This is a genomic window from Pseudomonas sp. stari2 (assembly GCF_040760005.1).
In the GTDB taxonomy this organism is placed as follows: domain Bacteria; phylum Pseudomonadota; class Gammaproteobacteria; order Pseudomonadales; family Pseudomonadaceae; genus Aquipseudomonas.
The window spans coordinates 2,081,116-2,101,093 of the sequence record NZ_CP099760.1; the positions used below are offsets into that span (position 1 = coordinate 2,081,116).

The 19,978-nt window shown below is 60.3% G+C and carries 18 protein-coding genes and 4 tRNA genes; 14 read left to right on the top strand and 8 right to left on the bottom strand.

Annotated features, from left to right (window positions below):
- Window positions 1-14 precede the first annotated feature (14 nt).
- From NH234_RS09590 to NH234_RS09605, 4 genes are read left to right on the top strand one after another with little or no spacing between them, the layout of a single operon-like run.
- The gene (locus tag NH234_RS09590) at window positions 15-419 is read left to right on the top strand and encodes a MarR family transcriptional regulator (protein ID WP_085732304.1); all 405 of its coding nucleotides are present in this window, start codon (window positions 15-17) and stop codon (window positions 417-419) included.
- 54 nt (window positions 420-473) lie between these two features.
- Complete coding sequence (locus NH234_RS09595) at window positions 474-1,682, top strand: MFS transporter (protein ID WP_085710595.1); 1,209 nt, start codon at window positions 474-476, stop codon at window positions 1,680-1,682.
- Window positions 1,679-1,804, top strand: coding sequence for a hypothetical protein (locus NH234_RS09600; protein WP_256576024.1), 126 nt, complete (start codon window positions 1,679-1,681; stop codon window positions 1,802-1,804). Before NH234_RS09595 ends, NH234_RS09600 begins: the two co-directional genes overlap by 4 nt.
- Window positions 1,805-1,856: 52 nt before the next feature.
- A complete protein-coding gene (locus NH234_RS09605; RefSeq protein ID WP_367256380.1) occupies window positions 1,857-2,417 on the top strand; it encodes a glutathione peroxidase in 561 nt (186 codons plus the stop codon).
- A gap of 81 nt (window positions 2,418-2,498) precedes the next feature.
- Here the strand turns inward: NH234_RS09605 and NH234_RS09610 are convergent, their stop codons facing one another.
- The 3 genes from NH234_RS09610 to NH234_RS09620 form a co-directional block, all read right to left on the bottom strand.
- A complete protein-coding gene (locus NH234_RS09610; RefSeq protein ID WP_367256381.1) occupies window positions 2,499-3,770 on the bottom strand; it encodes an OmpP1/FadL family transporter in 1,272 nt (423 codons plus the stop codon).
- A 146-nt stretch (window positions 3,771-3,916) separates the two neighbouring features.
- A complete protein-coding gene (locus NH234_RS09615; protein ID WP_085732306.1) occupies window positions 3,917-4,399 on the bottom strand; it encodes a hypothetical protein in 483 nt (160 codons plus the stop codon).
- 276 nt (window positions 4,400-4,675) lie between these two features.
- Window positions 4,676-4,900: a hypothetical protein gene (locus tag NH234_RS09620; protein ID WP_007950419.1), complete on the bottom strand. Its 225-nt coding sequence runs from the start codon at window positions 4,898-4,900 to the stop codon at window positions 4,676-4,678.
- Window positions 4,901-5,853: 953 nt separating this feature from the next.
- On the opposite strand from NH234_RS09620, the gene NH234_RS09625 reads away from it, so the two are divergent.
- Together NH234_RS09625 and rmuC are read left to right on the top strand one after the other, a co-directional pair.
- Window positions 5,854-6,177: a sel1 repeat family protein gene (locus NH234_RS09625; RefSeq protein ID WP_367256382.1), complete on the top strand. Its 324-nt coding sequence runs from the start codon at window positions 5,854-5,856 to the stop codon at window positions 6,175-6,177.
- A 175-nt stretch (window positions 6,178-6,352) separates the two neighbouring features.
- Entirely contained in the window at window positions 6,353-7,717 is a 1,365-nt protein-coding gene (rmuC, locus tag NH234_RS09630) for a DNA recombination protein RmuC (protein WP_170929635.1), read from the top strand.
- Window positions 7,718-7,726: 9 nt separating this feature from the next.
- On the opposite strand, the gene NH234_RS09635 is transcribed toward rmuC, so the two are convergent.
- Complete coding sequence (locus NH234_RS09635) at window positions 7,727-11,197, bottom strand: NahK/ErcS family hybrid sensor histidine kinase/response regulator (protein ID WP_367256383.1); 3,471 nt, start codon at window positions 11,195-11,197, stop codon at window positions 7,727-7,729.
- Between the two features lie 136 nt (window positions 11,198-11,333).
- On the bottom strand, window positions 11,334-11,876 hold the full coding sequence (locus NH234_RS09640; RefSeq protein ID WP_085732310.1) for a TetR/AcrR family transcriptional regulator: 543 nt from the start codon (window positions 11,874-11,876) through the stop codon (window positions 11,334-11,336).
- Window positions 11,877-11,967: 91 nt separating this feature from the next.
- On the opposite strand from NH234_RS09640, the gene NH234_RS09645 reads away from it, so the two are divergent.
- The 4 genes from NH234_RS09645 (at window position 11,968) to NH234_RS09660 (ending at window position 16,749) form a co-directional block, all read left to right on the top strand.
- Window positions 11,968-13,155, top strand: coding sequence for an MFS transporter (locus tag NH234_RS09645; RefSeq protein ID WP_367256384.1), 1,188 nt, complete (start codon window positions 11,968-11,970; stop codon window positions 13,153-13,155).
- A 52-nt stretch (window positions 13,156-13,207) separates the two neighbouring features.
- Window positions 13,208-13,519, top strand: a complete 312-nt coding sequence (locus NH234_RS09650; protein ID WP_085732312.1) for a cupin domain-containing protein — start codon at window positions 13,208-13,210, stop codon at window positions 13,517-13,519.
- Window positions 13,520-13,624: 105 nt separating this feature from the next.
- On the top strand, window positions 13,625-14,776 hold the full coding sequence (locus tag NH234_RS09655) for a TDT family transporter (RefSeq protein ID WP_367256385.1): 1,152 nt from the start codon (window positions 13,625-13,627) through the stop codon (window positions 14,774-14,776).
- A gap of 98 nt (window positions 14,777-14,874) precedes the next feature.
- The gene (locus NH234_RS09660) at window positions 14,875-16,749 is read left to right on the top strand and encodes an MFS transporter (RefSeq protein ID WP_085732314.1); all 1,875 of its coding nucleotides are present in this window, start codon (window positions 14,875-14,877) and stop codon (window positions 16,747-16,749) included.
- Window positions 16,750-16,791: 42 nt separating this feature from the next.
- Here NH234_RS09660 and sugE read toward each other — a convergent pair whose 3' ends face one another.
- The 3 genes from sugE to rdgC form a co-directional block, all read right to left on the bottom strand.
- Window positions 16,792-17,106, bottom strand: a complete 315-nt coding sequence (sugE, locus tag NH234_RS09665) for a quaternary ammonium compound efflux SMR transporter SugE (RefSeq protein ID WP_085732315.1) — start codon at window positions 17,104-17,106, stop codon at window positions 16,792-16,794.
- Between the two features lie 121 nt (window positions 17,107-17,227).
- Entirely contained in the window at window positions 17,228-18,193 is a 966-nt protein-coding gene (locus NH234_RS09670; RefSeq protein ID WP_085732316.1) for a bile acid:sodium symporter family protein, read from the bottom strand.
- Between the two features lie 74 nt (window positions 18,194-18,267).
- Complete coding sequence (gene rdgC / locus NH234_RS09675; protein ID WP_085732317.1) at window positions 18,268-19,188, bottom strand: recombination-associated protein RdgC; 921 nt, start codon at window positions 19,186-19,188, stop codon at window positions 18,268-18,270.
- 159 nt (window positions 19,189-19,347) lie between these two features.
- Between rdgC and NH234_RS09680 the strand changes: the two genes are divergently transcribed.
- The 4 genes from NH234_RS09680 (at window position 19,348) to NH234_RS09695 (ending at window position 19,881) form a co-directional block, all read left to right on the top strand.
- Window positions 19,348-19,423, top strand: a tRNA-Val gene (locus NH234_RS09680).
- A 19-nt stretch (window positions 19,424-19,442) separates the two neighbouring features.
- Window positions 19,443-19,519 (top strand) — tRNA-Asp (locus NH234_RS09685).
- Window positions 19,520-19,709: 190 nt separating this feature from the next.
- Window positions 19,710-19,785 (top strand) — tRNA-Val (locus NH234_RS09690).
- Between the two features lie 19 nt (window positions 19,786-19,804).
- A tRNA-Asp gene (locus NH234_RS09695) sits at window positions 19,805-19,881 on the top strand.
- Window positions 19,882-19,978: the final 97 nt, after the last annotated feature.

Consider the following 19,978-nt stretch of genomic DNA (forward strand, 5'->3'; position numbering starts at 1 on the left):
TATATACACGCATCATGCTTCCTTCTCAGTGTTTGTGCACCAACCTGCGTCGTGCCGCGCGTGGCGTCAGCAGGCATTACGACGGCGCTCTCGACGGCTTCGGGATCAACGTCGCCCAGTATTCTTTGCTGTGCAATCTGCAGCGCCTGGATCAACCGAGCATTTCCGAACTGGCCGAGGCCATGGGGCTGGATCGCAGCACTCTCGGGCGTAATCTGCGGGTGCTGGAAGGCGAAGGGCTGGTGGCGCTGGCGGAGGGCGAAGACATGCGCAACCGCATCGTCCGGCTTACCGAAACCGGCGCACAACGCCTGGAAGCAGCCTTGCCGGCCTGGGAAGCGGCGCAACAGCGGTTGATCGACCGACTGGGTGCCGAGAAGCGTGAAACCTTGCTGCGGCTGTTGGATGAACTGGCCTGAGGGCCGGTTTTTTCCGAATCTAAGCGGGTATATACCCGCGACTGGAGAATAACAATGAGTTCAATGTGGCGAACGTGCGGTTGGGTGTTGCTGGGGAGTGCGCTGATTCTGGCGTTGTCATTGGGCGTGCGGCACGGTTTCGGGCTTTTCCTGTCACCAATGAGCGCCCAGTTCGGTTGGGGCCGTGAGGTATTCGCCTTCGCCATTGCCTTGCAGAACCTGATCTGGGGCCTGGCGCAACCGTTCACTGGCGCACTGGCTGACCGTTTTGGTGCAGCGAAAGTGGTGCTGATCGGCGGTGTGCTTTACGCTTTGGGCCTGGTGTTCATGGGGCTGTCGGAAACGGCGTTGGGCCTGTCCCTGAGTGCCGGTTTGCTGATCGGCATCGGGCTGTCCGGCACTTCTTTCTCGGTGATTCTCGGCGTGGTCGGTCGTGCCGTTCCGCCGGAAAAACGCAGTATGGGCATGGGTATCGCCAGCGCCGCTGGTTCTTTCGGCCAATTTGCGATGCTGCCGGGCACCCTCGGACTGATTGGCTGGCTGGGCTGGTCGGCGGCATTGCTGGTGCTGGGTCTGCTGGTGGCGCTGATCGTGCCGCTGGTGAGCATGCTCAAGGACAAGCCGCTGCCGGTGCTCGGCCATGAGCAAACGCTGTCTGAAGCCCTGCGCGAAGCCTGCTCGCACTCCGGGTTCTGGCTGCTGGCGTTTGGTTTCTTCGTCTGTGGTTTCCAGGTGGTGTTCATCGGTGTGCACCTGCCGGCCTATCTGGTCGACCAGCATCTGCCGGCCACCGTCGGCACTACCGTGCTGGCGTTGATCGGGCTGTTCAACATCTTCGGCACCTACACCGCCGGCTGGCTCGGCGGACGCATGTCCAAGCCGCGTTTGCTGACCGGGCTGTACCTGCTGCGGGCGGTGGTGATCGTGCTGTTCCTGTGGCTGCCGGTGACGACGACTACGGCGTATCTGTTCGGTATGGCGATGGGTTTCCTGTGGCTGTCGACGGTGCCGTTGACCAACGGCACGGTGGCAACCTTATTTGGCGTGCGAAACCTGTCCATGCTCGGCGGGATCGTGTTCCTGTTCCACCAGCTCGGCTCATTCCTCGGCGGCTGGCTGGGTGGGGTGGTGTATGACCGGACCGGGAGTTATGACTTGATCTGGCAAGTGGCGATTCTCTTGAGCCTGTTGGCGGCCGCGCTGAACTGGCCGGTGCGCGAGCGTCCGGTCGAGCGTCTGCAGGCCCGTACGAGCGCGGCATGAAGCGAATCTGGCCACGAATCGCCATCACCGCACTCGGCGCTGTCTTGCTGGCGCTGGTGTGGTGGGGCTGGCATCAGGGCGGCCTGGCGCTGATGCAGTTGGGCATGGGCGCTTGCCTGTAGGCTTTGAGGGCGAGTAACGTCGGGTTCTGACGACTGCTCAAGGATGCCCGACATGCTCAAGCGCTGGTGTGCTGTTCCTGCGTTGCTGATGGCGTTGACCGGACTGGTCCAGGCCGCGGATTGTCCGGAATTGTTGCAAGGTTCGTTGCCCAAATTGCGGGCCAAGGAATCCATCGACCTGTGCCAGCGCTACGCCGACAAACCGCTGGTGGTGATCAACACCGCCAGCTTCTGTGGTTTCGCCCCGCAGTTCGAGGGCCTCGAAGCGCTCAACCAGCGCTACAAGGCGCAAGGGCTGGAAATGCTCGGCGTACCCTCCAATGACTTCAAGCAAGAGTCCAAGGACAGCGCCGAGACCGCCAAGGTCTGCTATGCCAACTACGGCGTGACGTTCACCATGACCGAACCGCAGAAGGTCCGCGGTGACGGAGCCACCCACCTGTTCCAGGTACTGGCCGCGCAAAGCAGCGCGCCGAAGTGGAATTTCTACAAATACGTGGTCGACCGCCAAGGCAAGGTGATCGCCAATTTCTCCAGCCTGACCAAGCCTGACGATCCGGAGTTTTTGGCTGCGATTGAAAAAGCCATCGCGTCGAAGCCTCTGAAACCCTGATCGACGCCCACTAAAAAGCCCCGCCTCTGTCGAGAGAGCGGGGCTTTTTAGTGGGCGAGGGGTTAGCCTCGCCGCGTGGCATCAGAAGCGGTAGGTTGCGCCAACACCGAAACCGTTTGCCGAGTTTTCATACTTGGAATCGTAGGTCTGACCGCGATCGTTCTCGTTGCGGATGCTGACCTTCTCTTCCTTCAGGTACGAGTAGGCAACGTCGATGGTCAGGTCTTCGGTCGGGCTCCAGCCGGCACCGATGCTGAAGATGGTCCGGTCGCCGGTCGGGATGCGTGGCGAACGGTCGACGTTGTTGGTCGGCGCCTGGTCGAACGTCAGACCGGTACGCAGTACCCATTCCTTGTTCAGCTGGTAGGACGTACCGATGGCGTAAGCCCAGGTGTCATGCCAGTTCTGCTCTTCGGTGATCTCGCCGAACTGGCCAGCCAGCAAAGGCTGTACACCGGAGTTCTTGACGGTGATCTTTTCCAGCTGGCTCCAGCGGGTCCAGGTGGTACCGGCGTAGACGTTCCAGCGGTCGTTGATCGCCTGAGTGACCGAGAAGTCCACGGATTCAGGCGTGGTGATCTTCAGCGAAGCGTCGTATTTCTGGTTCGCACCCAGGCCGATCGCGCCCAGCACACCGTAGTTGACCTTGGTGTTGCCTTCGAGCTTGTAGTCGACTTTCGAGTGGTAGGTCAGACCCAGGCGAGTGGTGTCGGTAGCCTGTACCAGAACGCCGATGTTGTAGCCCAGTGCGGTGTCGTCACCCTTGATCTTGACCTTGCCGTCCGGCGCAGCCTGAGTGATCGACAGGTTGGATTCCAGCGAGCCGTCGATGCGGTTGATGGTCGGACCGAAACCGATCGACACCACGTCGTTGAATTTGTAGCTGACAGTCGGCTGGAAGGTAATGACCTTGACTTCGGACTTGCTGCCGAAGTAGCGGCCGGCAAAGCCGTTTTCATAGTCGGTGATCAGGCCGAAGGGTACGTACACACCCAGGCCGAATGCCCAATGCTCGTCGATCGGCTTGACGTAGTAGCCCATAGGTACGGAGGTGAAGGGCACCATGTCGCCTTTGTTGCTGCCGCCGTTAGGGCTGGAGCTGGCGTCGCTGATATCGGTTTTGGCATCGAGGAATGCAACACCACCGGTCACTTGTTCGCGCGTGATGCGCGACATGCCGGCAGGGTTGCCATAAACAGTGCTTGCGTCGTCGGCAGAAGAAGATCGCCCGGCGTACCCAGTTCCCATCCCGCTGATGCTGTGTTCGTTGATGGCAAAGCCAGCTGCGAAAATCTGCGTGGATGCCAAGGAAACGGCGAGGCTAAGGGTGGTTTTGAGCATTACTTTTTTCATTATTAGAACTCCTGGTGATCACCGGGGCGAAAATTACCAACATTTTCGTCCCAGCGCTATAGTCCGTATGGCTTGAGTTAGAGCGGTTTTGTAGGACAATCAGACCAGATTCGCGACCCGTTGGACGATCTTGCGAAACTGGTAAGTCAGCACGCGACCTGATTCAGTGGTGAAACACAGGTCTGCCATGCACAGGTGAAATCACGCAGCCGACCCTGGGGCTGAAAGGTCTGACGCCAGATGCGCGCCATTCCCAGCAGATCGTCAGGGTCGGGGAGGGTGGGGTTTTGTTCTTCCACCAGCAGCCAGGCGATGGCTGTGGCATAACGCAGATTGACGGTCAGTTCGAGGTGCGGGCCGCTGAGAAAGGCATGCTGGCTGGCAAGGCCGCGAACCAGGCTGGCGCGCTCCGGATCGAGCGCCAGATAATGATCCCAGAGCGCCTGGTGGCGATGCTCGGCAATCCGGTACAGGCCGTGGCCACGGCGGTCATGCAAGGCGGAACCCAGGGCAGACTGGCTGGCGGCGATGCCCAGCAGCAGGGATTCGGCGGTGGCGCAGTGACGTCCCAGATAAATCAGCGTGGGACGGATCACATAGCGGCACAGTTCGCTGGCAGCGATACCCATAAAACCCTCGGATCTTGTTATTGGGCGGCGAGACCTGAAGGGGAGCTTGGCAGCTGTGAATCGACTCAGGCCCGCCGGAAGCGGATCACGCCGCTTGAGTTGAAGTGTAGTGTCATATTCGCGACGTAAAGGCCTGTTTTTAAAATATTTCCGGCGGGCAGTTATAACCGTTATATCGGTTGGTGCTTAACCGCGGAGGGTAAAAAGAGAAACATCGGGCAATAAAAAGCCCCGCGTTTCAGGCGGGGCTTTTGCTTTTGCAGCCATTTCGGCCTCTCAGGCGATCAATGCCTGACGGGTGCGATCAATCACGGCCTGCAGCGGTTCGGCGCTGGAGTACTGATCAGGGTACAGACGCTCGCTGTGGCGGGCGATCCCGTGTTCATTGACCACGGTGAAGCTGAAGCAGCCTTTGCGAGCGGCCATGATCAGGCAGTTCATTGGAGCAAAAGCGTTGGTTAGGGTGCGAATGGCATCCTGAGTCTGGATTTGAGTAGACATAGTTATTAGGTGTTCCTACAAATGACACGGATAAGAACCGTGCAACGTTAAAACGTTCCAGTAACGCCGACCACCATTGGTCGAACGAAGAACCCGACTGGAACAAAGCAGCCAGTTTGAAGCGCTGATAAGTTGGCGCGCTTGGGCTGGCAGGTAGGTACTTAGGAGGGCAGGCAACACATCGAGGGCAAAGGTTCTGGGCCCGGGGTGAAGATCCTGATCAATTTGCAGGTTGGTTCGGTCAGAGTAAGTGCTCTTCGCAACACCCTTTGCATTCGATTCAAAGGCTGTGTCGTCGCAAGATTTACCTGGAAACCATCGAGGGGTCGGTCCCGCTTTGTCGGAGGAGGCTTCTTTGGAAGAAGGCTGACCGTGGGGTTTGTTCGACCGGAATTGACTTTCAGCTTGGTACTAACGCCGTGGATACTAACGGAACACTTCGAGGAAGGCAAACCTGATTTTTAAAAAGGACCAACAGATTGTCCCTCAAGCCCCGGCCCAGCACTGATTTGGCTCACATTCCGACCGCTGGTCGTCGCAAAGGGCAAGCCGAACCAGCGCAGCGCAAGGGCTTATCCCCAGCCCGGCTGCCAAAACGACCCGAAAAAGCGCACCGATATAACCGAGTAACAGGTACTTGTGCACATTAGTTGCGCGGACGGTAACCACGCTGTCACATCGATCCTGACCCCGGTGGCTGCCTGTAACGAAAGTTTAAGTCAATGAAAAACATCGCTTTTTTTTACTGGTGAAAAAATCGTCAGTTTGACTGCGGGCCCCATTCCACAAGGCTTTGCGGCGTGTGGAGGGCGGTTGTCCACTGAGTTATCCACAGCTTCTGTGGATTGTCCCGAGCGCTTGCTCTAGCACGGGCGTGCCGGGTTTTTTTCGACTTTACCTGTGCGAAAAAAAGAGTAGAGTGGCGCGCCCTCCGATCTGTCCCACAGTGCTTTATGAAGTTTCGCTCAGCTCCAGATTCTGTTACCTCCCTACCCCCTCGTGTTACCGCTCCCAAGCGATTTTCCGTGCGCGTGGCCGAATGGCTGCTCGACAGCCCGCGCCTGGGCGACAGCCAGAATGCCAAACACCTCGCCGGCCGCCTGCTCAGGCAACCGGCCCGGGAAGGCGTGGTCGCGGCTCAAAGCCGCCTTGGCCAGTTGATGTGCCGGGAGTGCGGCAACGCCCGGGATCGCCGTATCGGCCAGGACCTGCTGCGTCAGGCCGCCCGCGCGGGTGATCGACGTGCGCAACAGGAACTCGGCCTGATCGAAGACTGAGCTGTCCAAGACCTGATGCCTTGGTTAACCTTCAGGTTTTATCGGATCGGCGGGAATCACTATGGCGATGGACTTGACCAGCATCTTGCTCGGCTTGGCAGGCGCGGCGTTACCGCTGCTGGCGCTGGCCTGGCAACTGCAGCGCCGGGCCAGTCATGGCGAGTCCGAAGTTGCGTTGCTCGAAGAGCGCCTGGCCATGGCGCAGATGGCCCAGGACGGCCTCAATGCCCAGCTCGAAGCCTGTCGTGACGAAATCGCCGATCTCGGCCAGGCCAATGCTTCTAAACAAGCCGATCTCGCGGCCGTGCGCCGGGAAGTCGAACTGTTGCAGATCGAACGCGACGATGCCCGTGACGCCGCCCACGCCTGGAACCTCGAACGCGCCAGCAAGGAAGCCGAATTGCGGCGTCTGGACGCTCAGGCCGCTTCACTGAATGCCGAATTGCGTGAGCAGCAGGAAAGCCATCAACAGCGTCTCGATGACCTGCAAGGATCCCGAGACGAGTTGCGCGCCCAGTTCGCCGAACTGGCCGGCAAGATCTTCGATGAAAGAGAACAGCGTTTCGCCGAAACCAGCCAGCTACGCCTCGGTCAGTTGCTTGATCCGCTGAAAGAACGCATCCAGTCCTTCGAAAAACGGGTCGAGGAAAGCTATCAGGCCGAAGCCCGCGAGCGCTTCTCGCTGGCCAAGGAACTGGAGCGCCTGCAGCAACTGAACCTGCGTCTGAGCGATGAAGCAACCAACCTGACCCGCGCCCTGAAAGGCCAGAAAACCCAGGGCAACTGGGGCGAACTGATCCTCGAACGAGTCCTCGAACATGCCGGTCTGGAGAAGGGCCGCGAGTACCAGACCCAAGTCAACCTCAAGGGCCCGGACGGCGAGCGCTTCCAGCCGGACGTGATCATTTACCTGCCGGGCGACAAGCAGGTGGTGGTCGACTCCAAGGTCAGCCTCACGGCGTATCAGCAATACGTGGCGGCCGACGACGATGCCATCGGCCAGATCGCCATGAAACAGCATGTGCTGTCGCTGCGCAGTCACGTCAAAGGCTTGGCCGGTAAGGACTACAAGCGACTGGAAGGCCTGCACAGCCTCGATTTCGTCTTGCTGTTCGTGCCGATCGAAGCGGCGTTTTCCGCGGCGTTGCAAGCCGAGCCGACGTTGTTCCAGGAAGCTTTCGATCGCAACATCGTGATCGTCAGCCCGACCACGCTGCTCGCCACACTGCGCGTCATCGACAGCCTGTGGAAGCAAGAGCGCCAGAGCCAGAACGCCCGGGAAATCGCCGAGCGTGCCGGATGGCTGTACGACAAGTTCGTGTTGTTCATTCAGGATCTGGACGAGGTCGGCAATCGTCTGCAGCAACTGGACAAAGCCTACAGTGCAGCGCGAAACAAACTGACAGAAGGGCGCGGCAACCTTGTCAGCCGCAGCGAGCAGCTCAAACTGCTCGGCGCGCGAGCCAGCAAGAGCCTGCCCTCAGACCTGCTGGAGCGCGCGATGACTGACGCCGACGGCTTGGTCGAGTTGCCCGAATAAGCCGCTCTTCTAGAGCGGCAAATAGCGACTCAACAAGGCCCGCAAGGCCGCCGGTTTCACCGGTTTGGCCAGATAATCCAGCCCCGCCGTGTGCACCTGCGCCACGGTTTCTGGATGCCCGTCGGCGCTGATCACCACCCCCGGCACCGGCTCGCCCAGGCGAGTGCGCAACCAGGCCATCAGATCAGTGCCGGTCTCGCCGTGATCAAGATGGAAGTCCACCAGCGCCAGTTGCGGCCGCACGCCATCGTTGAGCAGCGCCGCGCACTCCTCGCGGTTGCGCGCCGTCCACACCTGACAACCCCAACGCGTGAGCAGGCTGTTCATAGCGATCAGAATGCTGTCTTCGTTGTCGATGCACAGCACCTGCGCGCCGCTGTGCAGCTTGCCGTTGAGTTCGACCGCCGCGCTCGGCTGTGCAGTCTGCGTCCGCGCCAGCGGCACCCGCACACTGAACACACTGCCGTGCCCCGGCCATGAACGCACGCTCAAGGTATGCCCGAGCACCCGGCACAAGCCGTCGGCAATCGCCAGACCCAGGCCCAGGCCTTTCTCGGCGCGGGTCTGGTGGCTGTCGAGGCGTTTGAACTCTTCGAAAATCACTTGCTGCTTGTCTTCCGGAATCCCCGGCCCGCGATCCCATACTTCCAGGCAGATTTCACCCTGACGCCGGCGCACTCCCAGCAAGACCGGGCCTTTTGCGTAGCGGAAGGCATTGGTCAGGAAGTTCTGCAGGATCCGTCGCAGCAACTTGATGTCGCTGTCGATGCGCAGGTGACTGCCGCGCACCCGGAAGTTCAAACCCTGTTCCTGTGCCAGAACCTTGAATTCGGCACCGAGGGTGTCGAACAGCTCATTGACCGCGAACGGCTTGCGATCCGGGTTGATCTTGCCGTTTTCCAGGCGGGAAATGTCCAGCAGGTCGCTGATCAGGTCTTCGGCTGAACGCAACGAGCTGTCGAGATGCTGCACCAGTTTCTGTGCCTCGCCGCTCAAGCCATCGTCCTGATGGGAGAGGGCGGCGGAGAACAGCCGTGCGGCGTTCAAGGGTTGCATCAAGTCGTGACTGACCGCCGCGAGGAAGCGGGTTTTCGACTGGTTGGCCGCCTCGGCATTGCCCTTGGCTTCGGTCAGCGCGACGTTGAGTTGCGACAGTTCTTGCGTCCGTTCGCTGACCCGTTGCTCCAGGCCTTCGTTGGCCTCAGTCAATGCCTGTTCAGCCTCGCGGAATGCGGTGATGTCAGTGAAGCTCATGACGAAACCGCCGCCAGGCATCGGGTTGCCGATCAGCTCGATCACCCGGCCGTTGGGGAACAGCCGCTCGGAGGTATGGGCGCGGCCCTGACGCATCCAGTGCAGGCGCCGGGCGACGTGGACCTCTGCTTCGCCGGGGCCACACAAGCCGCGTTCGGCGTTGTAGCGAATGATGTCGGCGATCGGCCGGCCAACGCTGATCAAGCCGTCCGGGTAGTTGAACAGCTCCAGATAACGCCGGTTCCAGGCCACCAGTTTCAGCGACTGGTCGACCACGCTGATGCCCTGTGTGATGTTCTCGATGGCGCCTTGCAGCAGCGCACGGTTGAACTGCAATACTTCCGAGGCTTCGTCGGCGATCCGGACGACGTCCTCCAACTGCATTTCCCGACCTTCGATGGCGGCTTTTACTACAGCTCGCGTCGAAGAAGCACCGAGGACACCGGCCAGCAATCGTTCGGTGTGGGCGATCCATTCGCCGTCGGCGTTCTGGTTCGGGTTGAAGCCTTTGCCTTGGCGATAGGCGAAGCGGATAAAGCTCTGGCGCGCACGCTCTTCACCGACAAACCGTGCCGCCAGCTGCAGCAGATCGTCAATCTGCACCGCCAGCATCGAACGTGCGCTGGGGCGGGCGCTGATTTCCTGGCCGATAAAACGTCCGGCCTGCCAGTGTTCCGACACCCGGGTGCGCGACAGTACCGAGACCCAGGCGAACAGGGTGAAGTTGCCCGCCAGCGACAGCACCACGCCTTGGGTCAGCGGGGTGATCGGCAGATTCAGCGGGTTGCTGTGCAGCCAGGCAAGTCCCGGGAACGTCTCCAGCGGCACACCGAGGCTGCGAGCCGCAATCGGCAGGATCAAAGTGTAGAACCACAGGAACGTGCCGGCGGCGAGACCGGCGAACACGCCACGGCGGTTGGCCTGTTTCCAGTACAGCGCACCGAGCATTGCCGGTGCCAGTTGAGTCACGGCGGCGAAAGCGATCTGGCCGATGGTCGCCAGGCTCGCGGTAGAACCGAGCAAGCGGTAGCTGACGTAAGCCAGCAACAGAATGACCACGATGCTGACCCGGCGTACCGAGAGCATCCACTGGCGGAACACTTCGAACGGCCGCTCGGCATTGTTGCGCCGTAGCAGCCACGGCAACAGCATGTCGTTGGACACCATGGTCGACAGCGCCACACTCGCCACGATCACCATACCGGTGGCCGCCGACGCGCCGCCAATGAATGCCAGCATCGCCAGCGCCGGGTGGGCCTGGGCCAGCGGCAGGCTGATGACGAAAGAATCCGGGAGAACGGAGCTGGGCAACATCATCTGACCGGCCAGCGCGATCGGGACTACGAACAGCGCGGCCAAGGCCAGATAGGTCGGAAACACCCACTTGGCCAGGCGCAGATCCTGCGGGTCGATGTTTTCCACCACGGTGACGTGGAACTGCCGGGGCAGGCAGATGATCGCCATCATCGCTACGCCGGTCTGCACCACCATCGACGGCCAGTTGATGGTTTCTTTCCAGTATTCCTCTAGGCGTGGGGCGAGCATTGCCTGATTGAACAGGTCGTCGAAGCCGTCATACAGGCCATAGGTGACGAAGGCGCCGACGGCGAGGAAGGCGAACAGCTTCACCAGCGACTCGAACGCAATCGCCAGCACCATGCCCCGGTGGTGCTCGGTGGCGTCGAGGTTGCGCGTGCCGAAAACGATGGTGAACAAGGCCAGCACCAGTGACACGATCAGCGCCGTGTCCTGGGCGCGGGTGCCCATGGCGTCGGCGCCAGCGCCGATCAGCAGGTTCACGCCGAGGACGATGCCCTTGAGTTGCAAGGCTATATAAGGCAGAACGCCGACCAGACAGATCAGTGCGACCACCACCGCCAGCGATTGGGATTTGCCGTAACGGGCGGCGATGAAGTCGGCAATGGAGGTGATGTTCTCCTGTTTGCTGATCATCACCATTTTTTGCAGGACCCACGGCGCGCCCAGCAATAGCAGGATCGGCCCGAGGTAGATCGGCAGAAATGACCACAACTGTTCGGCCGCCTGACCGACTGCGCCGAAGAACGTCCAGCTGGTGCAGTAGACCGCCAGCGACAGGCTGTACACCCAGGCACGCATCCGCGGCGGCAACGGCGCGCTGCGACGGTCGCCGTAGAAGGCGATGGCGAACATGATGGCCATATAGGCCAGGGCGACGGCGGCGATCAGCCCGGTGGACAACGACATGGAGCACTCCCGACAAAATACGACCGGACTCGCGCCCGGCCAGACAGTCTCGCATGTGCGCGGCGGTTAGTCAGTGTCGACCAAGGTCGTGGCGTGGCGGTGTGTCGCAGGCGCAGAACCGGGCGGTTCTGCGCTGTCAGTCCTGACGCAGCGCGATGTCTATCAGCCGGTGCAGTTCTTCGACTTCCAGCGGTGCCACGGCAAACAGGATGCGGAACACCGTTGGCGAAACCACCAGGTTGATCAGGTGATCCACGCTCGGTGGTGACTCGTCCGGGAAGCGGTCGACGATGGTCTGCAACTGATCGGCAATGATCGCGATGCAGAATCCCGGTGTGGCACTGGCCTGCACATCGCGCATGACATTGCGCCCCGGTTCGGAGCTCATTTCGTCCAGATACTGCTCGGCCCAGGCGCGGATATCGCCGCGCAGGCTGCCGGTTTCCAAGGGATCGCTTTCAGGGCGCAAGCGGGCGAGGGCGACGTCGGCGAGCAGCGCCGACAGATCACCCCAGCGCCGATAAATGGTCGAGGGCGTGACCCCGGCCCGTGCGGCAATTTGCGGGACAGTCACGGTGGAGCGCTCCTGCTCTTCGAGGAGGGCGCGCACGGCGCCGTGAATCGATTCCTGTACCCGGGCGCTTCGGCCGCCGGGCCGGCTACTTTCTTTAATAGGCATGTGCCAGACCTTAACACAAAGAATTTGCTTTAAGCGCAAGTCGGGAGCACACTCCGCAAAAGCAAAAAAATAGCTTTTAAGGAGTGTATCCATGACCCGCCTTGCTTCCAACCGTTCCAGCCTGTGGTTTCTGGCGATCACCTTACTCAGTTTTCTCGCCGCTTCCACCGCGCCGACGCCGTTGTATCACCTGTACCAGGATCACCTGCATTTCTCGGCAGCGGTGCTGACTCTGATTTTCGGCGTTTACGCGCTGAGTCTGCTGACCGCGCTGCTGACGGTCGGTTCGCTGTCGGATCATCTGGGCCGCAAACCGGTGATCTTCACCGCCGTTGTCCTGAACGCCGTGGCGATGCTGCTGTTTGTCTACGCCGACAGCGTGAGCTGGTTGATCGGCGCGCGGGTGTTGCAGGGTTTTGCTACCGGCATGGCCACTGCCGTGTTGAGCGCGACGCTGCTGGACACCGATCGCCAGCAAGGGCCGCTGATCAACAGTGTGGCGCCGCTGCTCGGCATGGCGCTCGGTGCGATGGGCTGCGGTTTGCTGGCGGAATTCGCGCCCGCGCCACTGCAACTGACCTATTGGCTGCTGCTCGTGCTGTTTGTGTTGCAAGGCGTTTATGTCTGGCGCCTGCCGGAAAGTGTCTCGCCGCAGGCCGGAGCGTGGGCGTCGCTGCGGCCGACCCTGCATGTGCCGGTTCAGGCGCGTTCCACACTGTGGCGCGTGTTGCCGTTGAACACCGCGACCTGGGCGCTCGGCGGTTTCTATGCCTCGCTCGCTCCGTCGCTGGTACGCACGGCGACCGGTTCGACTTCGAATCTGATCGGCGGCGCGACCGTGGCAGCGTTGACCGTGACCGGTGCGCTGATGATTTTCACACTGCGTAATCGTCCAGCCTCCCGGGCGCTGCAACTTGGCGCAAGCCTGTTGCCGGCCGGCATCGTGTTGATGCTGCTGGGCGTGCACAGCGCCAGTCTGTCGTTGTTCTTCTTCGGCACGCTGGTCGCCGGGTGTGGATTTGGCTCCGGCTTTCTCGGTGCGGTGCGCAGTCTGGTGCCGCTGGCGTTGCCCCATGAACGGGCTGGATTGATGTCGGCATTCTATGTACTGAGTTACCTGGCGTTCTGCCTGCCGGCGTTGCTGGCCGGGCACTTCACTCACAGCCTTGGCTTGCTTGCGACCACCGATGTGTATGGCGCGGTACTGATCGTGTTGGCGGTCGGCGCGCTGTTGATGAGTTTCCGTGCGCAAGCGGTCAAGACCTGCAGCGCGCCATAAGCCTGTGGATTCGGTTAGCCTTGGCCAGCCCATTCTTCTCACGGATCGACTCATGAAGATTATCCGCAGTAAGTCCTTCACCGCCGAGCGTGCCTGGGACGCGCTCGACATCGCGAACATGAACGGCATCACCACGCGCCTGCACTGGACCGATCAGCCTTATAAATGGCATGTCAACGACGGTGAGGAAGTGTTCGTGGTGCTCGACGGGCAGGTGCTCATGCACTATCGCGAAGAAGGCGAGGAAAAGCAGGTGCAGCTCGATGTCGGTGATATCTTCTACGCGTCCGTCGGCACGGAGCATGTTGCTCATCCGCAAGGTGCTGCGCGGATTCTGGTGATTGAAACCGAAGGCAGCGTCTGACTGCATATCTACAAAACAGATAACAGTTAGAGAAATTACCCGTTATATAGATATTCGATTCGGTTCTACCATGGGCTCAACCTCACCTGAGGACAGGAGTTCATGATGATTTGCCCCAACAGTGTCAAACCCGGCATCAAGCCTTTCAGCCAGCTTCAGCATCCGCGTGAAGTGATCCGTCAATTCACACCGAACTGGTTCGCCGCGACCATGGGTACCGGTGTGCTGGCGTTGGCGTTGGCGCAATTGCCCGTCGCCATCCCGGGACTGCACACCGTGGCCGAAGGGCTGTGGATGTTCAACATTCTGTTGTTCGTGCTGTTTACCGCGGCCTACGCCGCGCGCTGGATTCTGTTCTTCGACGAAGCGCGGCGGATCTTCGGCCACTCTACGGTTTCGATGTTCTTCGGCACCATTCCCATGGGGCTGGCAACCATCATCAACGGCTTTCTGCTGTTCGGTCTGCCGCGCTGGGGCGAGGGTGTCATTCATCTGGCTGAAGTGCTGTGGTGGCTGGACGTGGCGATGTCGCTAGCCTGCGGTGTGCTGATTCCCTACATGATGTTTACCCGTCAGGAACACAGCATCGATCAGATGACCGCCGTCTGGCTGTTGCCGGTAGTGGCGGCGGAAGTGGCGGCGGCCAGCGGTGGACTGCTCGCGCCGCATCTGGCTGACGCGCACTCGCAACTGGTGGTGCTGACGACCAGCTACGTGCTCTGGGCGTTTTCCCTGCCGGTGGCGTTCAGCATTCTGACCATCCTGCTGTTGCGCATGGCCCTGCACAAACTGCCCCACGAAAACATGGCGGCTTCGAGCTGGCTCGCTCTGGGGCCGATCGGCACCGGTGCCTTGGGCATGTTGTTGCTGGGCGGTGATGCGCCAGCGATCTTCGCGGCCAATGGTCTGCCGGGCATCGGTGAAATCGCGTCGGGCCTGGGCTTGATAGCGGGGATCACGCTCTGGGGCTTTGGCTTGTGGTGGATGTTGATGGCGCTGTTGATCACCGTGCGCTACCTGCGCGACGGCATCCCGTTCAACCTTGGCTGGTGGGGATTTACCTTCCCGTTGGGCGTGTATTCGCTGGCGACCCTGAAACTGGGCAGCACGTTGAACCTGACATTCTTCAGCGTGGCCGGTTGTGTGCTGGTGACGTTGCTGGCGGTGATGTGGCTGATCGTCGGCCAGCGCACACTGCAAGGCGCATGGCGCGGCGAGCTGTTTGTTTCACCGTGCATTGCAGGTTTGAAGAAATAACCTGAAAAGTTTAGGTAAGGTGTGGCCTGGATCGTGGATCGACACTCCAATAAACGTATCCAGGCCACTCGTTACCCAACATCAGGGACACACGGAAGATGAGTCACCCCTCACAGTTCAACCTGCTGCGTACCCGGCGCTTCCTGCCGTTCTTCATCACCCAGTCGCTGGGCGCGTTCAACGACAACGTGTTCAAGCAATCGCTGATCCTCGCCATTCTCTATCGGCTGACCATCGAAGGTGACCGCTCGATCTGGGTCAACCTGTGTGCGCTACTGTTTATTCTGCCGTTCTTCCTGTTTTCGGCGCTGGCCGGGCAGTTCGGGGAAAAGTTCGCCAAGGATGCGCTGATCCGTCTGATCAAGCTGGCAGAAATCGCCATCATGGCCGTGGGATCCGTCGGTTTCCTGTTCGATCACCTGTCGTTGATGCTGGTGGCACTGTTCGCCATGGGCACGCACTCGGCGCTGTTCGGGCCGGTGAAGTACTCGATCCTGCCGCAGGCTTTGCACGAGGATGAGCTGGTCGGTGGTAACGGACTGGTGGAAATGGGCACGTTCCTGGCGATCCTGGCCGGCACCATCGGCGCCGGGGTCATCATGTCCTCGTCGCACTATGCGCCGCTGGTATCCGGTGCGATTGTCGGCATCGCGGTTCTGGGTTACCTTGCCAGTCGCGGCATTCCCCGGGCGGCGGCCGCCTCACCGGAAATGCGCTTGAACTGGAACATCTTCAGCCAGTCCTGGGCCACGCTGAAACTCGGGCTGGGGCAGACGCCAGCGGTGTCGCGTTCGATTGTCGGCAACTCGTGGTTCTGGTTCGTCGGGGCGATTTATCTGACGCAGATCCCGGCTTATGCGAAGGAGTGGATGCACGGCGATGAAACCGTGGTCACCCTCATTCTCACGGTGTTTTCGGTCGGCATCGCCGTGGGTTCGATGCTTTGCGAGAAGCTTTCCGGGCGCAAGGTCGAGATCGGTCTGGTACCGTTCGGCTCGTTCGGTCTGACGGTTTTCGGGCTATTGCTATGGTGGCACTCCGGCGGAATTCCGGAGAGTGCCGTTGGCCATAGCTGGACTGAGGTGCTCGGCTTCGGACACGCCTGGGCTGTACTGGTCGACATCCTCGGCCTCGGCATCTTTGGCGGTTTCTACATTGTGCCGCTGTATGCGTTGATCCAGTCGCGCACCGCCGAGAACGAACGGGCGCGGGTTATCGCCGCCAACAACATTCTCAACGCGCTGTTCATGGTGATTTCGGCCATCGTCTCCATCGTGTTGCTGAGCGTGGTCAAACTGTCGATTCCACAGCTGTTCCTGGCGGTGTCGCTGCTGAACATCGGCGTCAACGCCTACATCTTCAAGATCGTCCCCGAGTTCAGCATGCGTTTCATGATCTGGCTGCTCAGCCATTCCATGTACCGTGTCGAGCATCGCAACCTTGAAGCGATTCCCGATGAGGGCGCGGCGTTGCTGGTGTGCAACCACGTATCGTTCGTCGATGCCTTGCTGATTGGTGGCGCGGTGCGTCGGCCGATTCGCTTTGTCATGTACTACAAGATCTACAACCTGCCGGTGCTGAACTTTATCTTCCGCACGGCGGGGACCATTCCTATCGCCGGACGCCAGGAAGACATCCAGATCTACGAAAAGGCCTTCACCCGGATTGCCCAGTATCTGAAGGACGGTGAACTGGTGTGCATCTTCCCGGAAGGCAAGTTGACCGCTGACGGTGAGATCAACGAGTTCAAGAGCGGGCTGACGCGGATTCTCGAAGAGACGCCGGTGCCGGTTATTCCGCTGGCGTTGCAGGGGTTGTGGGGGAGTTTCTTCAGTCGTGATCCGAATAAAGGGTTGTTTCACCGCTTGTGGTCGCGAGTGACGTTGGTGGCGGGTTCGCCGGTGGCAGTTGAGGCGGCGCAGCCTGCCGAATTGCAGGCGCTGGTAGGGGAGTTGCGCGGGACTGTCAGGTAGTTGTTTAGAAAGCCGCCATCCCTGACGGATGGCGGCAACGGCTCAGGCGCTGACCTTGAGCCCGATCAATCCGGTGATGATCAGTGCAACGCTGGCCAGCCGAATCAACGCCATCGACTCGCCAAACAGAATGATCCCGGCAATCACCGTGCCCACGGCACCGACGCCAGTCCAGATCGCATAAGCCGTACCCAGCGGCAGTTCCTTCATCGCCAGCCCCAGCAAACCAAGGCTGACTGCCATGGCGGCGACGGTAAGAACGGTGGGCAGCGGACGGCTGAAGCCATCGGTGTATTTGAGACCGACGGCCCAGCCGACTTCGAACAGGCCGGCGAAAAACAGAATGATCCAGGACATGAAAGACCTCCATCGATTGACGGGGCCGTCCCCAGATTGAAAACTCGATTGAGCCGCAGGGTCGTCCCTGCGTGGCGCACATAGTACCTAAAAATGTGCGCCGGGGATCAATGGGGATGAGTCAGTCGGCGGCCTGCTGAGCAAGAGCCTCACGATCTTCCTTTTCACTCATGCGGCGGAAGTACGTCGAAAGCAGCGCCCCGGAAATGTTGTGCCACACACTGAACAACGCGCTCGGCACCGCCGCCAGCGGCGAGAAGTGCGCACTGGCCAGCGCGGCACCCAACCCCGAGTTCTGCATGCCGACTTCCAGCGCCAAAGACTTGCGCTGAGGCAGCGGCAGGCCGAACAGGCGCCCGGTGAAGTAACCCAGCAGATAACCGAAGCTGTTGTGCAGCATCACAACCGCCATGATCAGCAGGCCGGATTCGGCGATTTTCGCCTGACTGGCGGCCACCACGGCGGCGACGATGATCACGATGCTGACCACCGACACCAGAGGCAACACTTCCACTGCGTGGCGAACCTTGTCCCCCAGCACACGTTGCGCCACCACGCCGAGGACGATCGGCAGCAGCACCACTTGCAGGATCGACCAGAACAGTTCCATGAACGAAACCGGTAACCACGCCGAGGCCAGCAGCCAGATCAACGCCGGCGTCAGCAGTGGGGCGAGGAGGGTGGTGACGGCGGCGATGGCCACCGACAGCGCCAGGTCGCCACGGGCCAGCCAGGTCATGACGTTCGATGAGGTGCCGCTCGGGCAGCAGCCGACCAGAATCACCCCGACGGCAATTTCCGGCGGCAGATGAAAGATCTGGCACAGCAACCACGCCATCCCCGGCATGATCACGAAATGCGCGACCACGCCCAGGGCCACGCGCCACGGATGGCGGGCGACGGCGGCGAAGTCGTCGAGTTTGAGTGTCAGGCCCATGCCGAACATCACCAGCCCGAGCAGCGGTACGATTGCGCCTTTGAGGCCGAGGAACCAGGCGGGTTGCAGGAACGCGACCACGGCGAAAATCAGAACCCAGTAAGCGAAGGTGTTGCCGACAAAACGACTCAGTGCAGCCAGTGCGCGCATGGCCTGTTCCTTATTATGTGAAAACGCCACCGAAGCGGTGGCGTTTGAAGATAACTCAAAGACTGCGCAGAGGCTTAGATCCCCTGCGGCGTCTCTTCACCGCCCAGTGCTTCAACCAGCGCCGGCAGGAAGTCGCCGAACGTCAGCATCATCAGGGTGAAGCTGGCGTCCAGTTGGCCGAGGGCTTCGTCGCCGCCGTCCTGTTCTGCCTGATCCTGCAACAGATCTTCGAACTTCAGGCGCTTGACGGTCATTTTGTCGTCGAGCATGAAGGACAGCTTGTCCTGCCAGGCCAGCGACAGTTGAGTCACCACTTTGCCCGTGCTCAGGTGCAGCTGGATTTCTTCGCTGGTCAGGTCCTGACGCTTGCAGCGGACGATACCGCCATCTTCATGGGTGTCGCGCAGTTCGCACTCGTCCAGGACGAAGAAGTCCGCGGCGGCTTGCTGGGTGGTGACCCATTCGGTCATCACTGCGGTCGGCGCGGTCTTCACGGTCAGCGGACGAACCGGCAGGGTACCGATCACTTCACGCAGGGTGGAAAGCAGGTCTTCGGCGCGTTTCGGGCTGGCCGAGTTGACCAGGATCAGGCCCTGTTTCGGCGCGATGGCGGCGAAAGTCGACGAGCGGCGGATGAAGGCGCGCGGCAGGAAGGCCTGGATGATTTCATCCTTGATCTGGTCACGTTCCTTCTTATAGACCTTGCGCATTTGCTCGGCTTCGATCTCTTCGACCTTTTCCTTGACCGCATCGCGCACGACGCTGCCCGGCAGAATGCGTTCTTCTTTGCGGGCGGAGATCAGCAGGAAATCACCGCTGACGTGCACCAGTGGTGCATCTTCGCCTTTGCCGAACGGCGCGACGAAACCGTAGGTGGTCAACTCCTGGCTTGCACATGGACGCGCCAGTTTGGTGGCCAGTGCAGTTTCCAGCGCCTCGGCATCGACAGGCAGGTCTTGGGTCAGGCGATAGATAAGCAGGTTCTTGAACCACATGGGGTGAGTCTCTCCTTTATACAAAGGGGGGCATTATTGTCTTCGCCGCCCCATAGGCCAACCCTTCTCTAAGCCTTTGGAAGGCCTGAGAAAATTATTTAAAAAAGTGCTTGCCAGAGGTTTGGTCGCTCCGTAGAATGCGCGCCACACCGAAGCGAAGGGTGATTAGCTCAGCTGGGAGAGCGTCTGCCTTACAAGCAGAATGTCGGCGGTTCGATCCCGTCATCACCCACCATTCGTTTCAAGTGTTTAGCGCAGCGGTAGTTCAGTCGGTTAGAATACCGGCCTGTCACGCCGGGGGTCGCGGGTTCGAGTCCCGTCCGCTGCGCCATATTCGGTAACCTGGAACACTGAACGCCAGGTCACCACGGAAAAACCCGCCAAGGCGGGTTTTTTTCTGCCTCGAGTTGTACATGCGGAATGTGTCGTTTCACCGGTTTTCGGATTTATTTGAAAAAAACTTCAATTAAATCAACACTTTACGAAAACTTGTGGCATAATGCGTCCCGTAACGAAGCGAAGGGTGATTAGCTCAGCTGGGAGAGCGTCTGCCTTACAAGCAGAATGTCGGCGGTTCGATCCCGTCATCACCCACCATTCGTTTCAAGCGTTTCGCGCAGCGGTAGTTCAGTCGGTTAGAATACCGGCCTGTCACGCCGGGGGTCGCGGGTTCGAGTCCCGTCCGCTGCGCCATATTCGGTAACCTGGAACACTGAACGCCAGGTCACCACAGAAAGCCCGCCTAGTGCGGGCTTTTTGCTGTCTGGCGATTGGCGTTTGGCTCGTCCGG